18 protein-coding genes are annotated in these 14,832 nt (G+C 68.3%); 4 read left to right on the top strand and 14 right to left on the bottom strand.

Going from position 1 to position 14,832, the window contains the following annotated elements:
* The 4 genes from AC1D2K_RS14740 to AC1D2K_RS14755 form a co-directional block, all read right to left on the bottom strand.
* On the bottom strand, positions 1–632 hold a 632-nt coding region (locus tag AC1D2K_RS14740; protein WP_478089574.1), incomplete at its 3' end, for a cbb3-type cytochrome c oxidase subunit I.
* A 67-nt stretch (positions 633–699) separates the two neighbouring features.
* Entirely contained in the window at positions 700–837 is a 138-nt protein-coding gene (gene ccoS / locus AC1D2K_RS14745; protein ID WP_478089575.1) for a cbb3-type cytochrome oxidase assembly protein CcoS, read from the bottom strand.
* Positions 837–3,143 (bottom strand): heavy metal translocating P-type ATPase, encoded by a 2,307-nt coding sequence (locus tag AC1D2K_RS14750; protein WP_478089576.1) that lies wholly within the window; start codon positions 3,141–3,143, stop codon positions 837–839. The genes ccoS and AC1D2K_RS14750 overlap by 1 nt, the downstream gene beginning before the upstream one ends.
* 157 nt (positions 3,144–3,300) lie before the next feature.
* Positions 3,301–3,960, bottom strand: a complete 660-nt coding sequence (locus tag AC1D2K_RS14755; protein ID WP_478089577.1) for an OmpW/AlkL family protein — start codon at positions 3,958–3,960, stop codon at positions 3,301–3,303.
* Between the two features lie 245 nt (positions 3,961–4,205).
* On the opposite strand from AC1D2K_RS14755, the gene azu reads away from it, so the two are divergent.
* The 3 genes from azu to AC1D2K_RS14770 all read left to right on the top strand — a co-directional run bounded on the left by azu (position 4,206) and on the right by AC1D2K_RS14770 (position 5,592).
* A complete protein-coding gene (gene azu, locus AC1D2K_RS14760; protein ID WP_478089578.1) occupies positions 4,206–4,658 on the top strand; it encodes an azurin in 453 nt (150 codons plus the stop codon).
* A 73-nt stretch (positions 4,659–4,731) separates the two neighbouring features.
* Complete coding sequence (gene phaP, locus AC1D2K_RS14765) at positions 4,732–5,223, top strand: TIGR01841 family phasin (RefSeq protein ID WP_478089579.1); 492 nt, start codon at positions 4,732–4,734, stop codon at positions 5,221–5,223.
* A 123-nt stretch (positions 5,224–5,346) separates the two neighbouring features.
* A complete protein-coding gene (locus AC1D2K_RS14770) occupies positions 5,347–5,592 on the top strand; it encodes a hypothetical protein (protein ID WP_478089580.1) in 246 nt (81 codons plus the stop codon).
* Between the two features lie 6 nt (positions 5,593–5,598).
* Here AC1D2K_RS14770 and AC1D2K_RS14775 read toward each other — a convergent pair whose 3' ends face one another.
* The 3 genes from AC1D2K_RS14775 to AC1D2K_RS14785 all read right to left on the bottom strand — a co-directional run bounded on the left by AC1D2K_RS14775 (position 5,599) and on the right by AC1D2K_RS14785 (position 7,133).
* A complete protein-coding gene (locus AC1D2K_RS14775; protein ID WP_478089581.1) occupies positions 5,599–6,057 on the bottom strand; it encodes an RcnB family protein in 459 nt (152 codons plus the stop codon).
* Between the two features lie 113 nt (positions 6,058–6,170).
* Positions 6,171–6,530 carry a hypothetical protein gene (locus tag AC1D2K_RS14780; RefSeq protein WP_478089582.1) on the bottom strand — a complete coding sequence of 120 codons (360 nt, stop codon included), beginning with the start codon at positions 6,528–6,530 and terminating at the stop codon, positions 6,171–6,173.
* Positions 6,531–6,551: 21 nt separating this feature from the next.
* The gene (locus AC1D2K_RS14785; RefSeq protein WP_478089583.1) at positions 6,552–7,133 is read right to left on the bottom strand and encodes a cob(I)yrinic acid a,c-diamide adenosyltransferase; all 582 of its coding nucleotides are present in this window, start codon (positions 7,131–7,133) and stop codon (positions 6,552–6,554) included.
* A 68-nt stretch (positions 7,134–7,201) separates the two neighbouring features.
* On the opposite strand from AC1D2K_RS14785, the gene AC1D2K_RS14790 reads away from it, so the two are divergent.
* Complete coding sequence (locus AC1D2K_RS14790) at positions 7,202–8,626, top strand: FAD-binding oxidoreductase (protein ID WP_478089584.1); 1,425 nt, start codon at positions 7,202–7,204, stop codon at positions 8,624–8,626.
* A gap of 271 nt (positions 8,627–8,897) precedes the next feature.
* On the opposite strand, the gene AC1D2K_RS14795 is transcribed toward AC1D2K_RS14790, so the two are convergent.
* The 7 genes from AC1D2K_RS14795 to mnmG all read right to left on the bottom strand — a co-directional run.
* Positions 8,898–9,770 carry a CsgG/HfaB family protein gene (locus AC1D2K_RS14795; protein ID WP_478089585.1) on the bottom strand — a complete coding sequence of 291 codons (873 nt, stop codon included), beginning with the start codon at positions 9,768–9,770 and terminating at the stop codon, positions 8,898–8,900.
* A 105-nt stretch (positions 9,771–9,875) separates the two neighbouring features.
* Positions 9,876–10,817, bottom strand: a complete 942-nt coding sequence (locus AC1D2K_RS14800; RefSeq protein ID WP_478089586.1) for a ParB/RepB/Spo0J family partition protein — start codon at positions 10,815–10,817, stop codon at positions 9,876–9,878.
* Between the two features lie 5 nt (positions 10,818–10,822).
* Positions 10,823–11,365, bottom strand: a complete 543-nt coding sequence (locus AC1D2K_RS14805; protein ID WP_478089591.1) for an RBBP9/YdeN family alpha/beta hydrolase — start codon at positions 11,363–11,365, stop codon at positions 10,823–10,825.
* A 14-nt stretch (positions 11,366–11,379) separates the two neighbouring features.
* Positions 11,380–12,237 (bottom strand): ParA family protein, encoded by an 858-nt coding sequence (locus AC1D2K_RS14810; protein ID WP_478089587.1) that lies wholly within the window; start codon positions 12,235–12,237, stop codon positions 11,380–11,382.
* 2 nt (positions 12,238–12,239) lie between these two features.
* Positions 12,240–12,854, bottom strand: a complete 615-nt coding sequence (locus AC1D2K_RS14815; RefSeq protein WP_478089588.1) for a LysE family translocator — start codon at positions 12,852–12,854, stop codon at positions 12,240–12,242.
* 61 nt (positions 12,855–12,915) lie between these two features.
* On the bottom strand, positions 12,916–13,554 hold the full coding sequence (gene rsmG, locus AC1D2K_RS14820) for a 16S rRNA (guanine(527)-N(7))-methyltransferase RsmG (RefSeq protein ID WP_478089589.1): 639 nt from the start codon (positions 13,552–13,554) through the stop codon (positions 12,916–12,918).
* Positions 13,551–14,832: tRNA uridine-5-carboxymethylaminomethyl(34) synthesis enzyme MnmG (mnmG, locus tag AC1D2K_RS14825; protein ID WP_478089590.1), on the bottom strand; the 1,282-nt coding region annotated here is incomplete at its 5' end. The genes mnmG and rsmG, both read right to left, overlap by 4 nt.

The following is a 14,832-nucleotide window of genomic DNA, read 5'->3' on the forward strand; positions in this document are numbered from 1 at the left end:
GCGTTGTGGCCGTACCACCACTGCACCATCGCGTCCTGCACGCCGGCGTAGGCCGAGTAGCTCTTCATCCAGCCCGCGGGGATGGCCGCGCTGTTGACGATGTGCAGCAGCGCCACCGCGATGATGAAGGCGCCGTAGAACCAGTTGGCGACATAGATGTGGCGAACCTTGCGCATGCCGACGGTGCCGAAGAACACGATCGCGTAGGCCACCCAGACCAGCGCGATCAGGATGTCGATCGGCCATTCGAGTTCGGCGTATTCCTTGCCGCTGGTGTAGCCCATCGGCAGGCTGATGGCGGCGGCCACGATCACGGCCTGCCAGCCCCAGAACACGAACGAGGCCAGCGCCGGTGCGAACAGCCGGACCTGGCAGGTGCGCTGCACCACGTGGAAGCTGGTCGCCATCAGCGCACAGCCGCCGAAGGCGAAGATCACCGCATTGGTGTRCAGCGGCCGCAACCGTCCGTAGCTGAGCCACGGGATGCCGAGGTTGAGCTCGGGCCAGGCCAGCTGCGAGGCGATGATGACCCCCACCAACATGCCGACCACGCCCCAGACCACCGACATGAGAGCGAATTGCCGCACCACCGTGTCGCTGTAGACCGGCGCGGAAGTATTCGGAGCATGCATCGCAGAGCCTTCATTTATGAAACTGGCCCAGTGTCCCGGCGCGSCGTGCGATCGAGGTTGATTCAGATCAATCGTTCTTAAGAATGCGCTCGCCCTCGTTGTCGATGTCGTCGAATTGCCCACGGTCGACCGCCCACCAGAGGCCGGCGAGGATGAACAGGACCAGCACCACCGAGAACGGGATCAGCAGGAAGAGGATGTCCATCAGGCCGCCTCGAGGTGCAGTGGCTGGCGGGCCAGCCGCGCGGCATTGAGCACCACCGCCAGCGAGCTCGCCGCCATGCCCAGCCCCGCGAGCCACGGCGGCAGCCAGCCGGCGATCGCGAGCGGCACGCAGACCGCGTTGTAGCCGGCCGCCCACCAGAGGTTCTGCCGCACCACCCGCAGCGTGCGCCGGGCCTGCGCGATGGCGCGCGGCACGACGCCGAGCGCATCGCCGAGCACCACGAAGTCGGCCTGGGCCTGCGCCAGCGGCACCGCGCGGCCGAAGGCGAAGGAGGCATGGGCATAGGCGAGCACGGGCCCGTCGTTGAGGCCGTCGCCCACCATCGCGACCGCCTGGCCCTGGGCCTGCAGATCCTTCAGCCGCCGCAGCTTGTCTTCGGGCGTGCAGTCGCCCAAGGCCATGGCAATGCCGGCGCGTGCCGCGACCTCGCGCGCGGCGCCGGCACTGTCGCCCGACAGCAGCCACACCGCCACGCCCTGCACACCCAGCGCGGAGACGGCGGCGGCGGCGTCCTCGCGCAGATCCTCCGCCAGCACGAAACTGGCGATCCACCCCTGGTCGTCGCTGAGATGCACCTGGGCCGCCTCGACCGGCAGCGGCTGGACGCCGCAGAATGCGGCCGAGCCCAGGCGCAGGCCACGCTCGGGTGCACCGGCGCCGCGACCAACCCGGCCTTCGAGCCCCTGCCCCGCGCGTTCGGCCAGGCTCGACACCCGCCAGTCCGGCGCCACGCGGTGCTGCTCGCGCCAGGCCTTCACGAGCGCCCGCGACGCCGGATGCAGCGACTGTGCGGCGAGCGCGGCCGCCAGCTCCACCGCATCGCCCGGCCGCACGCCCTTTCGGCTGTAGACCCGGTCGAGCCGCGGCGTGTCGCGCGTCAGCGTGCCGGTCTTGTCGAACACCACGGTGTCGACCGCAGCCAGCGCCTCCAGCGCCTGCAGGTTGCGCACCAGCACCCCGCCGCGCGCCAGCGTGCCGGCGCTCGCGAGCATCGCGGCCGGCGTCGCCAGCGACAGCGCGCAGGGACAGGTCACGATCAGCACCGCCACCGCGACCATCAGCGCCTTGCCCGAATCCACCGGCCACCAGTAGGCCGCCGCCGCGGCCGCCGCGACCAGCACCGCGAGCAGGAACGGCCGGGCCGCGCGATCGGCCAGTTGCGCGAGCCGGGGCTTCTGCAGCGAGGCGCTTTCCATCAGCGCCACGATCTGGGCGAAGCGCGTGTCCGGCCCCAGCGCCTCGACCCGCACCTCCACCACCGCGCCGACGTTGTGGCTGCCCGCCAGCACCCCCGCGCCGCAAGGGCGCGGCACCGGCCGGGACTCGCCCGTGATCAGCGCCTCGTCGGCCGAGGTGTCGCCCGCCATCACCGTGCCATCGGCCGGAAAGGCCTCGCCGGGCAGCACGCGGAGCAGGTCGCCGACCGCCAGCCGCCGGACCGCGACGCGCTCGAACGAGCCGCCGGCGTTGCGCCGCAGCACGCTGTCGGGCAGGCGGTTCATCAGGGCATCGAGGGCGCCGGCGGTGCGGTCGCGCAGCCGTGCCTCCAGCCAGCGGCCGGTCAGCAGGAAGAACACGAACATCGTGAGGGAGTCGAAGTACAGCTCGTGGCCGAGCGGCCCCTCCGGATCGAAAGTGGCCGCGCTGCTGACCACGAAGGTGATCGCCATGCCGAGCGCGACCGGCAGGTCCATCCCGATGCGGCGCTGCCGCAGGTCGCGCCAGGCGCTGCGAAAGAAGGGGCCGCAGGAAAACAGCATCACCGGCAGCGTCAGGACCCACGAGGCCCAGCGCAGCAACTGCGCGGCATCGGGCGTCATGTCGCCGGGCTGTGCGATGTACGCCGGGTAGGCATACATCATGACCTGCATCATGCAGAAACCCGCCACCAGCCAGCGCCAGAGCGCCAGGCGCGACTCGCGCTTGCGCCGCGCGCTCGCCAGCATGTCGCCGGCCGGCACCAGGCGGTAGCCCGCGGCTTCGGAGGCCTCGAACCAGCGCGACGGTTTCACGGCCGCCGACGACCAGACCACGCGCGCGCGGCGGCTGGCCGCATTGACCTCGGCCGAGACGACGCCCGGCACCTGCATCAGCGCCGCCTCCACCGTGAACGCGCAGGCCGCGCAATGCATGCCCTCGACCACGACCTGGGACTCCCAGCGCGCCGCGTCGCCCTCGCCCAGGGGCCGCCCGAAGGCCGGCCATTCGACCGGATCGTCCAGCAGCGACCAGGCCGACTGCGGCGCGGCGGGCAAGCCGGGGGCGAAAGAGAGCGCAGCTTCCATGCCCCGAGCCTAGCGAGCGCAGCCGGGCGAGAGTTGACCCAGATCAAGAGGAGGCCCGGTCTCTTCGTGGGTTGCCGCGGATCCGGCTGCGCCGATCCGCCGGCAACGCCCCCTTTCAAGGGGGTGGGCGGCTACACGAAGTGAGCCAACCTGGGGGTTAGAAACGATACCCCACGCCCACGCCGAACAACCACGGATCGACCTTCACCGTCGACAGCGTCTGGCCCAGATGGCTCACGTCGGAGCGGATCTGCAGCTTCTTGACGTCGAAGTTCAGGAACACGTTCTCCGCCAGCGCGATGTCGAAGCCGGCGCCCACGGCGAGCCCGAAGCTGTCGTTCTCGAGGTCCAGGCGGCCCACGGTGGGCACGGCCAGCCGCACCGAGCTGATGCGCGTGTAGTTCAGGCCGGCGCCGACATAGGGGCGAATCGTCGCGTTCGGCCTGAAGTGGTACTGGACCATCAGCGTCGGCGGCAGTTGCTTGAAGGTGCCGATGTCGACCGGCCCGCCCAGCGCGCTCTGCTGCACGGTCACGGTATGCTTTTGCGGCACCGTCAGCACCAGCTCCGCGGCGATATTCGGCGTGAAGAAGTAGGTGATGTCGACTTCGGGAATGGTCTTGTCGCTCACCGTGATCGCATCGGCCGGCACGGCCAGCGACGGAATCGGATCGGACTTGTTGGCCGTGTCGATGCGCACTGCGCGGGCTCGGACGAGCCAGTTGCCCTGCGCCTCCTGCGCCGCCGCGGGCAAGACGCACAAGGTGCCGAGGATGGCACCGATCAGTGTGCGCGTGAGATTTCTGCTGCTAACCATGTTTTTTCTGCTTCTCCTGTGATGGCCGACGCATGGGTGTCGGCACTGGAGGCAGTGTGGGCGGGCCTCGCTCCCCGTGTCCTTGACCCAGGGCAACACACGCGCCGCGGCGCGGCGCCGAAGTGCAGGCCCATCGCGGCGAGATTGACCCTGGTCAACAAGCGCTGTCGACCACGCTCGACAATGAGGCCGGCGCTGCGCAAGGTGCGCGGCGTGTGTGTGTTTCTTTCCTTGAGGTTCTTTCCATGCTTCGTCACCGTCTCGCCGCCATCGCCGTTCTGGCCTTCGCTTCCGCCCCCGTGCTTGCCGCCGAATGCACGGTCGAGATCGAAGGCAACGACGCCATGCAATTCAACAAGCCCGCGATCGAGGTGAGCCAGAGCTGCAAGGAGTTCACGGTCAAGCTCAAGCACAGCGGCAAGATGCCCAAGCAGGCCATGGGGCACAACTGGGTGCTGGCCAAGACCGCCGACGTGCAGGCCGTCGCCACCGACGGCATCGCCGCCGGCCTGCCGCAGGACTACGTCAAGGCCGGCGATGCGCGCGTCGTGGCCCACACGAAGATCGTCGGCGGCGGCGAAAGCGACAGCGTGACCTTCTCGCCGGCGAAGCTCGCCGCCGGCGGCAGCTACACCTACTTCTGCTCCTTCCCCGGGCACTCCTCGCTCATGAAGGGCACGCTCAAGCTCGTCAAGTGAGCGAAGGGCTTTCATGAAACGCCCCACTGGGCGTATCGTGGCAACCCCAACCTCAAATCTGGAGATACCGCACATGGCCACCAGCAAGTCGAGCACCACCGCCGCCAAGAAGACGCGCTCGGGGGGCATCCCCACGCCGGCCGACGTCCAGGAGGCTTTCGTCAAGCCGCTCAAGGGCATGGCCGAGCGGTTGCAGAACCTTCCGCTGGCGGGCGCCGCAGGCGCGATCGTCGAGAGCGGACGCAAGGACCTGCAGGCGCTGGTGAAGGCCAACGAGAAGTCCTACCAGGGACTGCAGGCCGTGGTGCAGCGCCAGACCGAGATGCTCAAGACGTCGATCGAGGAGTGGCAGGGTACCGTCAAGGGTCTGCCCGGCACCGATCYGCGCGAAGGGCTCGCCAAGCTCGATGCCATGGGCAAGGCCGCCTTCAAGCAGGCGCTGGACGACATCCGCGAGCTGTCGGAGATGGCGGCGAAGTCGCAGGCCGATGCCTTCGACGTGGTGCGCCAGCGGATCCGGGACAACGTGGACGAGGTCAGCAAGCTGCTGCAGCCGCGCAAGTAGGGCGAAGACGCCGCCCGGCGGGATCGGTGTTTGTCCTGCGCGATAACGAGAAAAAGGTCCGTGACTCGATCGACAGGAAGCGTACATTGGTACGGTTTCCTCAGCGATTGGATCGAATCAGCCATGGCATCGAATTCTCAGACGCGCATTTCAGCCAGGGAGGCCAGCGAAGCTGCGGCCCGCGAACGGCTGCGGCAGGCACTGCCCGCCACGGTCGACCACCTCCAGCAGCACCAGGCCGGCCGGATCGACGACAGCGACATCGAGGCCTACGTGAGACTGAACTGGCTCGAATGGCACGGTGGCGGGCTGCGGCTCACGATCACCGGCCGCAACGTCTGCGCGCAGCTCGCACCCTCCGCCGCCTGAGCCTGTCTATCGGCCGATGATGATCTGGGCGATCAGGCCGGTGGCCGCCGCGGCCAGCACGAAGTCCCCGCCCACGCCGACCCACTGGTAGCCGCGCGGCGGCTGCTGCAGCCGGCGCCCGCGCCAGTCGTCCACGACGTACTGGCGGCCCCGGTATTCGCTTGGCACGCGGCCGCCGTGGCGCCATTCGGCCTGCGGGTGGGGATGGCCCCGGTGGTCGAAGCGGCGACCCGGGAGGTCGTCGGGGCGGTCGTCGGGGCGGTCGTCGGGGCGGTAGTCGGAGCGGTCATCGGGGCGACCACGGTCGTAGCCCGGGCCGTCATGGCGCGGCTGCTGTTGCTGCGGCCCGAAACGGTCATTGCGGTCGGATCCGCGATCGAAACGGGTGTCCTGCGCGAAGGCGCTTCCCACCATGCCCATCGCGAGCGCTGCGGCGGCAACGGCCATGCGCTTTGACTTGATCATTGTCGGAACTCCTTCTGCGTTGATGAGGAGTCCAGTGTGGAAGGCGCGTGTGTCGCGCACCCCTCGCCCATGTAGAGGCGAAGTGAAGCAAGGTAAAGCCGGCCCGGCGCCGGTCAGGGCGAGTTGCCTTGCGGGCCGACCGCCGGGGCGGCCGGCCTGCTGCCGCCGTGCGGCGTGATCTTGCGGCCCAGGGCCTCGCCCCAGCGACGCACCGGCGCGCTGGCGCGCTCGGCCGTGTGGTCCACGCCGCGCCGGGTCGCATCGGCACCGCGCGCGATCCCGCGGCCTGTGGCGTCGGCGCCGCGTTCGATGCCGCCCAGCACCTTGCTGTCGTGGGCGGGCGCCCCGGCCGGTTGCTGCTTCGCCGGGGGGCTCTGCGCGCCGTGCGCGGCCCAGGGCAGCAAGAAGGCGGCCGCTCCCAGAACGGCGCAGGCGGCGCCAAGGCGGGTGGTTCGTGTCCGGATCGGGGGCATTCGTCGAATCTCCTTGTCGTTTCAGGCGGCGGGACCGCCCTCGCCTGCGGCCCGGGCCATGCGCTCGCTCTTCCAGTAGACGTCGTCGCCGCCATCGACACGGTTGAGCACGCGCGCGAGCACGAACAGCAGGTCGCTCAGGCGGTTCAGGTAGTGCCGCAGCGCGGCGTTGATCTCGGTCTGCGCGCCCAGGGCCACCACCGCGCGCTCGGCGCGCCGGGCCACCGTGCGGCAGACATGCGCCTGCGAGGCGGCGCGGGTGCCCGCGGGCAGGATGAACTCGGCCAGCCGCGGCAGCGCCGCGTTGTGTTCGGCCAGCGCGTTGTCCAGCTGCAGCAGCGCCTCGGCCTTGAGCAGCGTGTAGCCCGGCATCGAGAGCTCGCCGCCGAGGTTGAAGAGCTGGTGCTGCACATCGACCAGCAGCTCGCGCACGGCGGCCGGCATCGGCTCGCAGAGCAGCACGCCGATGTGCGAGTTGAGCTCGTCCACGTCGCCCATCGCGTGCACGCGCAGGTGGTCCTTGGGGACGCGCGTGTTGTCGCCAAGGCCGGTGCTGCCGTCGTCGCCGGTGCGCGTCGCGATCTGTGTCAGGCGGTTGCCCATGAGGTGCTTTCGGGTTCGGTTGAGAATGGGGTTCTTAGAATATTAGACCCTTCAGGAGACCGCGCCCCATGAATGCTCCCACCGCCCCCTCCCACCTGACCCCGGAGATCGCGCTGCGCGAGGTGCCTGACGCGCTGATCGCCGCCCTGAAGGCCCGCTTCGGCGACCGCTGCTCGACCGCGCTGGCGGTGCGCACGCAGCATGGCCGCGACGAATCGTCCTTCGATGCGCCGCCGCCCTCCGCAGTGGTCTTCGCCGAGAGCACCCAGGAGGTCGCCGACGCGGTGAAGCTCGCGAGCGAGCACAGCGTGCCGGTGATCCCCTTCGGTGTCGGCTCCTCGCTCGAAGGCCACCTGCTCGCGGTCCAGGGCGGCATCAGCATCGACGTCAGCCGCATGAACCGCGTGCTCTCCGTCAACGCCGACGACCTGACGGTGACGGTGCAGCCCGGCGTCACGCGCAAGCAGCTCAACGAGGAGATCAAGAGCACCGGCCTGTTCTTCCCGATCGACCCTGGCGCCGACGCCTCGATCGGCGGCATGGCGGCCACGCGCGCCAGCGGGACGAACGCGGTGCGCTACGGCACCATGCGCGAGAACGTGCTGGCGCTCGAACTGGTCACGGCCAGCGGCGAGGYGATCCGCACCGGCACGCGGGCCAAGAAGTCATCCGCCGGCTACGACCTGACGCGCTTGTTCGTCGGCAGCGAAGGCACGCTGGGCGTGATCACCGAGGTCACCCTTCGCATCTACCCGCTGCCCGAGGCGGTGTCGGCCGCGATCTGCTCGTTCCCGAGCATCGAGGCGGCGGTGCGCACCACGATCGAGATCATCCAGCTCGGCGTCCCGATCGCGCGCGTCGAGCTGATCGACGTCAACACGGTGCGCATGGTCAATGCCTACGCCAAGCTCGGCCTGCGCGAGGAACCGATGCTGCTGATGGAGTTCCACGGCTCCCCGGCCGGCGTCAAGGAGCAGGCCGAGACGGTGCAGGAGTTGGCCAGCGGCCATGGCGGCAAGGCCTTCGAATGGGCCAGCACGCCCGAGGAGCGCACCCGCCTCTGGACCGCGCGCCACAACAGCTACTTCGCGGCGGTGCAGTCGCGCCCGGGCTGCCGCGTGATCTCGACCGACACCTGCGTRCCGATTTCGCGGCTGGCCGATTGCCTGCTCGAGTCCGTGGCCGAGGCCGACGCCAGCGGCATCCCTTACTTCCTGGTCGGCCATGTGGGCGACGGCAACTTCCACTTCGGCTACCTGCTCGACCCCAACGTGCCCGAGGAGCGCGTGACCGCCGAGCAGCTGAACCACGCCCTCGTGAGCCGGGCGCTCGCCCTCGAAGGCACCTGYACCGGCGAGCACGGCGTCGGCCTGCACAAGATGGACTTCCTGGTGACCGAGGCCGGTGTCGGCGCGGTMGACATGATGCGCACGATCAAGCGCGCGCTGGACCCGAAGAACATCATGAACCCCGGCAAGATATTTAGTCTCTGACTCGCCCCCAGGTTGCCCCGCACTTCGTGTCGGGGCGCCCACCCCCTACCGGGGGCAACACCAGCGGCCCGGCGAAGCCGGTTCCGCGGTGTTCCACCAACGGGCCTGGCTGCGCCGGCCGGCCGCAAAGAGGCTGTCCTTGTTCTTCGGCTGCGCGCAGCGCACCTGCTCGTGGGCAGTCGCGGAACCGGCTTCGCCGGGCTGCTGACTGCGCCCCCGGTAGGGGATGGGCGCCCGGACACGAAGTGCCGGGCAACCTGGGGGCGAGCTACTACTTCTTTTTCGGCGCTGAGGTCTGCGACGGCGCGGCGCCGCCATCCACCCCCAGGCGGCCGCCGCCGCCCAGGCCCTGGCCCTGGACCGCCTGCGCCTTGTAGTTGCGCAGCGAGATGACCATCTGGTTGAAGGCGTCCATGAAGGCGGCGCTGATCACCTTGCCCTGGGCCGTGTTGGTGTAGCCGCCCAGGGCGCCCCCGGCGCTGCCGCCGAAGACCGAGCCGAAGGCGCCGAAATCGGTCTTCGAGGCGCTGCCTTCGGAGGCCGCGACCTGCACGCCCGAACGGTTGTCGATCAGCGTCAGCAATGCGCTGGCCTCCTTGGTCTGCATGCTGCCGCCGACCGCGGACAGCACGCCGCTGTAGCGGCCGCCGACAAGTCCGCCCAGGGCGCCGCCGACGCCGCCCGCGTTCTGGTTGCTGAAGACGATTTCGGGCGAGAGGCCGTAGTCGGACGCCACCATCTGGCCGGCGCCGAAGTTGCTGCCCTGGCGCATCTCGCCCGATTGCGACAGCTGGCGCTCGCGCGACATGGCGTTCATGCCGGCGGCGCCCCGCTCGACCACCACGAAGCAGTTCGATTGCTGGACCAGCAGCTTCAGCAGGTTGGCGGTGGGTGGCAGCTTGTATTCATTGCGCAGGATGGTGTACCAGCCGGCCGATTGGTTCTCGACCAGCGACACGGTGCCCAGCGGCGAGGCGCATTTCTCGAGCGCGCCGCTGGTGTTGGCGCTGGCGCTGCCCGCCGCGCTGCCGGTGGCGACCGTCTTCGCACCCTGGCTGCCCATCTGCATGTCGGTGGTTTCGCACCCGGCCAGCAGCAGCGCCGCCGCGGCAACCGCCGCCAACGGCCGTCTGTAGAGTCCCATTTGGATTTCCCCTTAGAACTTTAATATTAAAAAGTTGCATCAGGAGAATAGGACCCGTAACCGGTTGAATCAATCGACCGGAAGCGGGATGGCTTCGGCGCTGCGCTAGGCCGTTTGGCGGATGCGGTCGATCAGGCCGTTGAGCGCGTCCAGCGAGCCGAAGTGAATCGCGAGTTCGCCGGTCTCCTCGATCTTGCCGCCGCGCTTGGTGCGCTTCTTGACCCGGACCTCGACCTCGGCCGCCAGCAGGTCGGCGAGTTCCTCCTCGACCCGCAGCAGGTCGCGGGATTTTTCCGCCGCGCCGCGCCGCGGCGAGGGCGTGAGGCTGAACTCGGCCGCCAGCTTCTTGACCAGGGCCTCGGCCTCGCGGACCGACATCTTCCTGGCCGCGATCTGGTTGGCGGCGGTGATCTGCGTCCCCTTGTCGAGCGACAGCAGGGCCCGCGCATGGCCCATGTCGATGTCGCCCGCCATCAGCATGGCCTGGGCCGGTTCGGCCAGGTTCAGCAGGCGCAGCAAGTTGCTGGCGGCGCTGCGGGAGCGTCCGACGGCCTGCGCAGCCGATTCGTGAGTGAGCCCGAACTCTTGCACCAATCGTTGCAGGCCCTGGGCTTCTTCAAGCGGATTGAGGTCCTCGCGCTGGATGTTCTCGATCAGCGACATGGCCGCGGCGGCCTCGTCGGGCACGTCGCGCACCAGCACCGGCACGCTTTCGAGGCCGGCCAGGCCGGCCGCCCGGAAGCGCCGTTCGCCCGCGATGATCTCGAACTCGGCCTTCTTGTCGCGCGCCCCGTCGGCATCCAGCCGGCGCACCAGGATCGGCTGCATGATGCCTTGCGCCTTGATGCTCTCGGCCAACTCGTAGAGCGCGCCTTCGTCCATGCGCGTGCGCGGCTGGTAGACGCCGGGCACCATCTGGTCGAGCTGGAGCGTGGTCGGGTTCGGCGGCATCGCATCATCGAGAACCGCGCTGTCCGAGCCGTTGAAGGTCGGGCCCAGGAGGGCTTCGAGTCCGCGGCCGAGGCCCTTCGGTTTTTTGGTGGCCATGGAAGTCATTCTTCTTTCAGTAGGTCATTCAGCAGATTCCGGCCTTCGGGCCAGTCGCCCAGCCCGGATTCGCTGTTGAGATGTCCGCGGGCGCCGGCATCGACGAACCGGGCACCCCAGTTCCGCGCCATCTCGCGAGAGCGCGTGGCCTCGCAGTAGGGATCGTCCTGGGCCGCGATCATCAGCGCGGGAAACGGCAGGGGCTGGCGCACGATCGGTGCCCAGCCGGGAATCATCTGGCGGAGGTCTTCGCGCTCGACGTCGCCCGGGGCGACCAGCAGCGCCGCGCGGACCTTGGCCGTCCGGCGGGAGTGGGCGGCCCAGGCCGCCACCAGGATGCAGCCGAGGCTGTGCGCCACGAGCACGACCGGGCCAGGGGCAGCCAGCACCTCTTCCTCGAGCCGGGTGGACCAGTCGCCGCGCAGCGGCCGCATCCAGTCGTGCTGGTCGACGCGATGGTCGCGGTACTTCGTCTCCCAGCGGCTTTGCCAGTGGGCGGGGTCGCTGTTCTGCCAGCCCGGCAGCAGCAGGATCTTCGGAGCGGTCATCTGCGGGGCGATGGTCAAGGACCTTCGGGCGCGTGGACCGCCACCAGCGGGGCATCCATCGGCGCGGGCACCGGCGGCGCGGCGGCTTCGGACGCCAGCGCGCTGGCCGGCGGCATCTTCTCGACCAGTTCCTGCGCGAAGGCCACGAAGGCCTGGCTGCCCTTGGCCTGCGGGTCGAACACCACGCCCGGCAGTCCGTAGCTCGGCGCCTCGGCCAGCCGCACGTTGCGCGGAATCACGGTGTCGAACACCTTCTCTCCGAAATGGGCCTTGAGTTGCTCGCTCACTTGCTGCTGGAGGGTGATGCGCGGATCGAACATCACGCGCAGCAGGCCGATGATCTGCAGGTTCTTGTTGAGATTGGCGTGCACCTGCTTGATGGTGTTGACCAGGTCGGTCAGTCCTTCGAGGGCAAAGTACTCGCACTGCATCGGCACGATCACGCCGTGCGCGGCGCACAGCCCGTTGAGCGTGAGCAGGCTCAGGCTGGGCGGGCAGTCGATGAGGATGAAGTCGTACTCGGCGCCGACCGCGGCGAGCGCCGTGCGCAGGCGCTTTTCGCGCCGGTCGATGGCAACCATCTCGACCTCGGCGCCCGCCAGTTCGCGGTTGGCACCCAGGATGTCGTAGCCGCACTTCTCGGACTTCACGCGGGCTTCGGCCACCGATGCCGACTCCAGCAGGACGTCATACACGGTGGTTTCGAGCTGGCGCTTGTCGACGCCCGACCCCATGGTGGCGTTGCCCTGGGGATCGAGGTCGATCATCAGGACGCGCTGCCCGACCTTCGCCAGGCCCGCGGCCAGGTTCACCGTGGTGGTGGTCTTGCCGACGCCGCCCTTCTGGTTCGCGATGCAAAAGATCTTGGCCATGCTTACCTGGAAATGGCCAGCTTGAAGCCGAAGGCGATCAGGAAGACCCCCGCGAGCTTTCCGAGCATGCCGGAGACGCGGGGGTTGGCGCGCAGGCGCTCGGCCAGGAAATACGTCAGAAGCGTCACGATCAGGCCATACATGAAGGTCAGGAAGGCGATCGTGGCCGCCATCGCAGCAWAGGTCGGGAAGCCTTGATGCCGCGTCGGGTCGATGAACAACGGGAAGAAGGCCATGTAGAAGACGATGGCCTTCGGATTCAGCAGCGTGATCGTCAAGGCCTGCTGGAGGTACTGCCGCGGCCGGATATTGAGGATGGGGGCTGCACCCGGCCTGGCGCGGATCATCTTGAAGCCGAGCCACGCCAAATAGGCGGCGCCGACCCACTGCACCGCGCTGAATGCGGCCGGGTAGGCACTGAGCAAGGCGGCAACGCCCGCCACGGCGGCCCACATCAGCACCTGGTCACCCGCGATCACGCCCAGGGTCGCAGCCAGCCCGCCACGGATCCCACCTTTGCCGGTCGAGGTGATCAATGCGAGATTGCCAGGCCCGGGTATCGCCAGAAAGAGAATGATGGCGGCGACGAACGCGCCGTAGTCAGCGATGCCGAACATGGGAAATGGCCTGAAATGGGAGTGCGTCGAGTCTAAGCGAGGTCGGCGCAATGAGCGCCTGTCAGGCGGCGCGTTTTCGCATCCAGACGATGCACCGTTCGGCATCCAGGCCCGGAACCGACAGTTGTTCCACGTGAAACACTTCGCAATCCGCCGGAAGCTGGGCGATTTCGTCGTCCGGCGCCCTGCCCTTCATGGCCATCCAGACGCCGTCCGGCGCCAGCAGATGGCGAGAGCCTGCAACGAAGTCGGCCAGCGATGCGAAGGCCCGGGAACTGATCAGCTCGTAGCTTCCCGCCAGCATTTCGACCCGCGCATGCAGTCCGCGCAGATTCTTCAGCCCCAGCTCCGACGCCACTTGCTGGACGAAAGCCGCCTTCTTGGCCACGGCATCGAGGCAGGTGACCTGCATGTCGCCCCGAACGATCGCGATCACCGCCCCAGGCAGACCGGCGCCCGCCCCAACGTCCAGCAATCTCGCGTCGCCTGGACACTTCCTCTCCAGCGGCGGGATCACCGACAGGCTGTCGAGCAGATGGTGAGTCAGAACCGTCGCCGGGTCCCTCAACGCGGTGAGGTTGTACACCTTGTTCCACTTGAGGATCAGCGCACCGTAGGCCAGCAGGCGCTGGCATTGAAGATCGCTCAAGTTCAGTCCGAGCGCGGCCGAGCCTTCGCGTAGCAGTTGCTCCTGGTTCATTCGGCGACCGGTGTTGCTGTCGTGGCCGCATCCCGGGCAAAGGCCTGGTGCCCGCCCTTGCGAAGATGGATCATCAGCAGCGAGATCGCGGCCGGCGTGACGCCGGAGATGCGCGAAGCCATGCCCAGCGTCTCCGGGCGATGCTTTGACAGCTTCTGGCGAACTTCGTAGCTCAGCGCCTTGACCTGGCCATAGTCGAAGGTCTCGGGCAACTTGAGATTCTCGAAGTGCGCAGCCCGCTCCACCTCGTCATGCTGGCGATCGATGTAGCCCGAGTACTTGGCAGCGATCTCGATCTGTTCCACCTCGGTCGGGCCCAGCGTTTCTGCAGCCGCGTACTTTCCGCCATCCAGCGACATCAGCGACTCATAGCTGACGTTCGGCCGCCGCAGCAGGTCACCCAGGTTGTATTCGTGTTCGATGGCCTTGCCCAGGACGCGCTCCGATTCGACCGCCGGCAGGTTGCGCGGATTGACCCAGATCGATCGCAACCGCTGTGTTTCACGTGAAACAACATCACGCTTGCGCGAAAAAGCATCCCAGCGCGCATCGTCGACCAACCCGAGTTTCCGGCCGATCTCGGTCAGCCGCATATCGGCGTTGTCCTCGCGCAGCTGCAGCCTGAACTCGGCGCGGCTGGTGAACATCCGGTAAGGCTCCGTCACGCCCTTGGTGATCAGGTCATCGACCAGCACGCCCAGATAGGCCTCGTCGCGGCGCGGCAGCCAGGGGCCCTCCCCCCTGCATTGCAGTGCAGCATTGAGGCCGGCAAACAGTCCCTGGGCGGCAGCCTCCTCGTAGCCGGTGGTGCCGTTGATCTGTCCGGCAAAGAAGAGGCCCCGGATCGCACGCGTCTCGAAGTTGCTCTTGAGCTCACGCGGGTCGAAGTAGTCGTATTCGATCGCGTAGCCCGGCCGCAGGATGTGAGCGTTCTCCAGGCCGACCATCGAGCGCACCAGCTGGTACTGGATGTCGAAAGGCAGGCTGGTCGAGATCCCGTTCGGGTAGTACTCGTGGGTGGTCAGCCCTTCGGGCTCGAGGAAGATCTGGTGGCTTTCCTTGTCGGCGAAGCGGTTGATCTTGTCCTCGACGCTCGGGCAGTAGCGCGGCCCGATGCCGTCGATCTTGCCCATGAACATCGGACTGCGGTCGAAGCCCGAGCGGATGATGTCGTGCGTTCGGGCATTGGTGTTCGTGATCCAGCAGGGCATCTGCTGCGGATGCATGTCCTTGTGGCCCATGAAGCTGAAGACCGGCATCGGCCCGGCGCCGCCCGGC

This window comes from Variovorax sp. P1_H12_2, assembly GCF_056405335.1.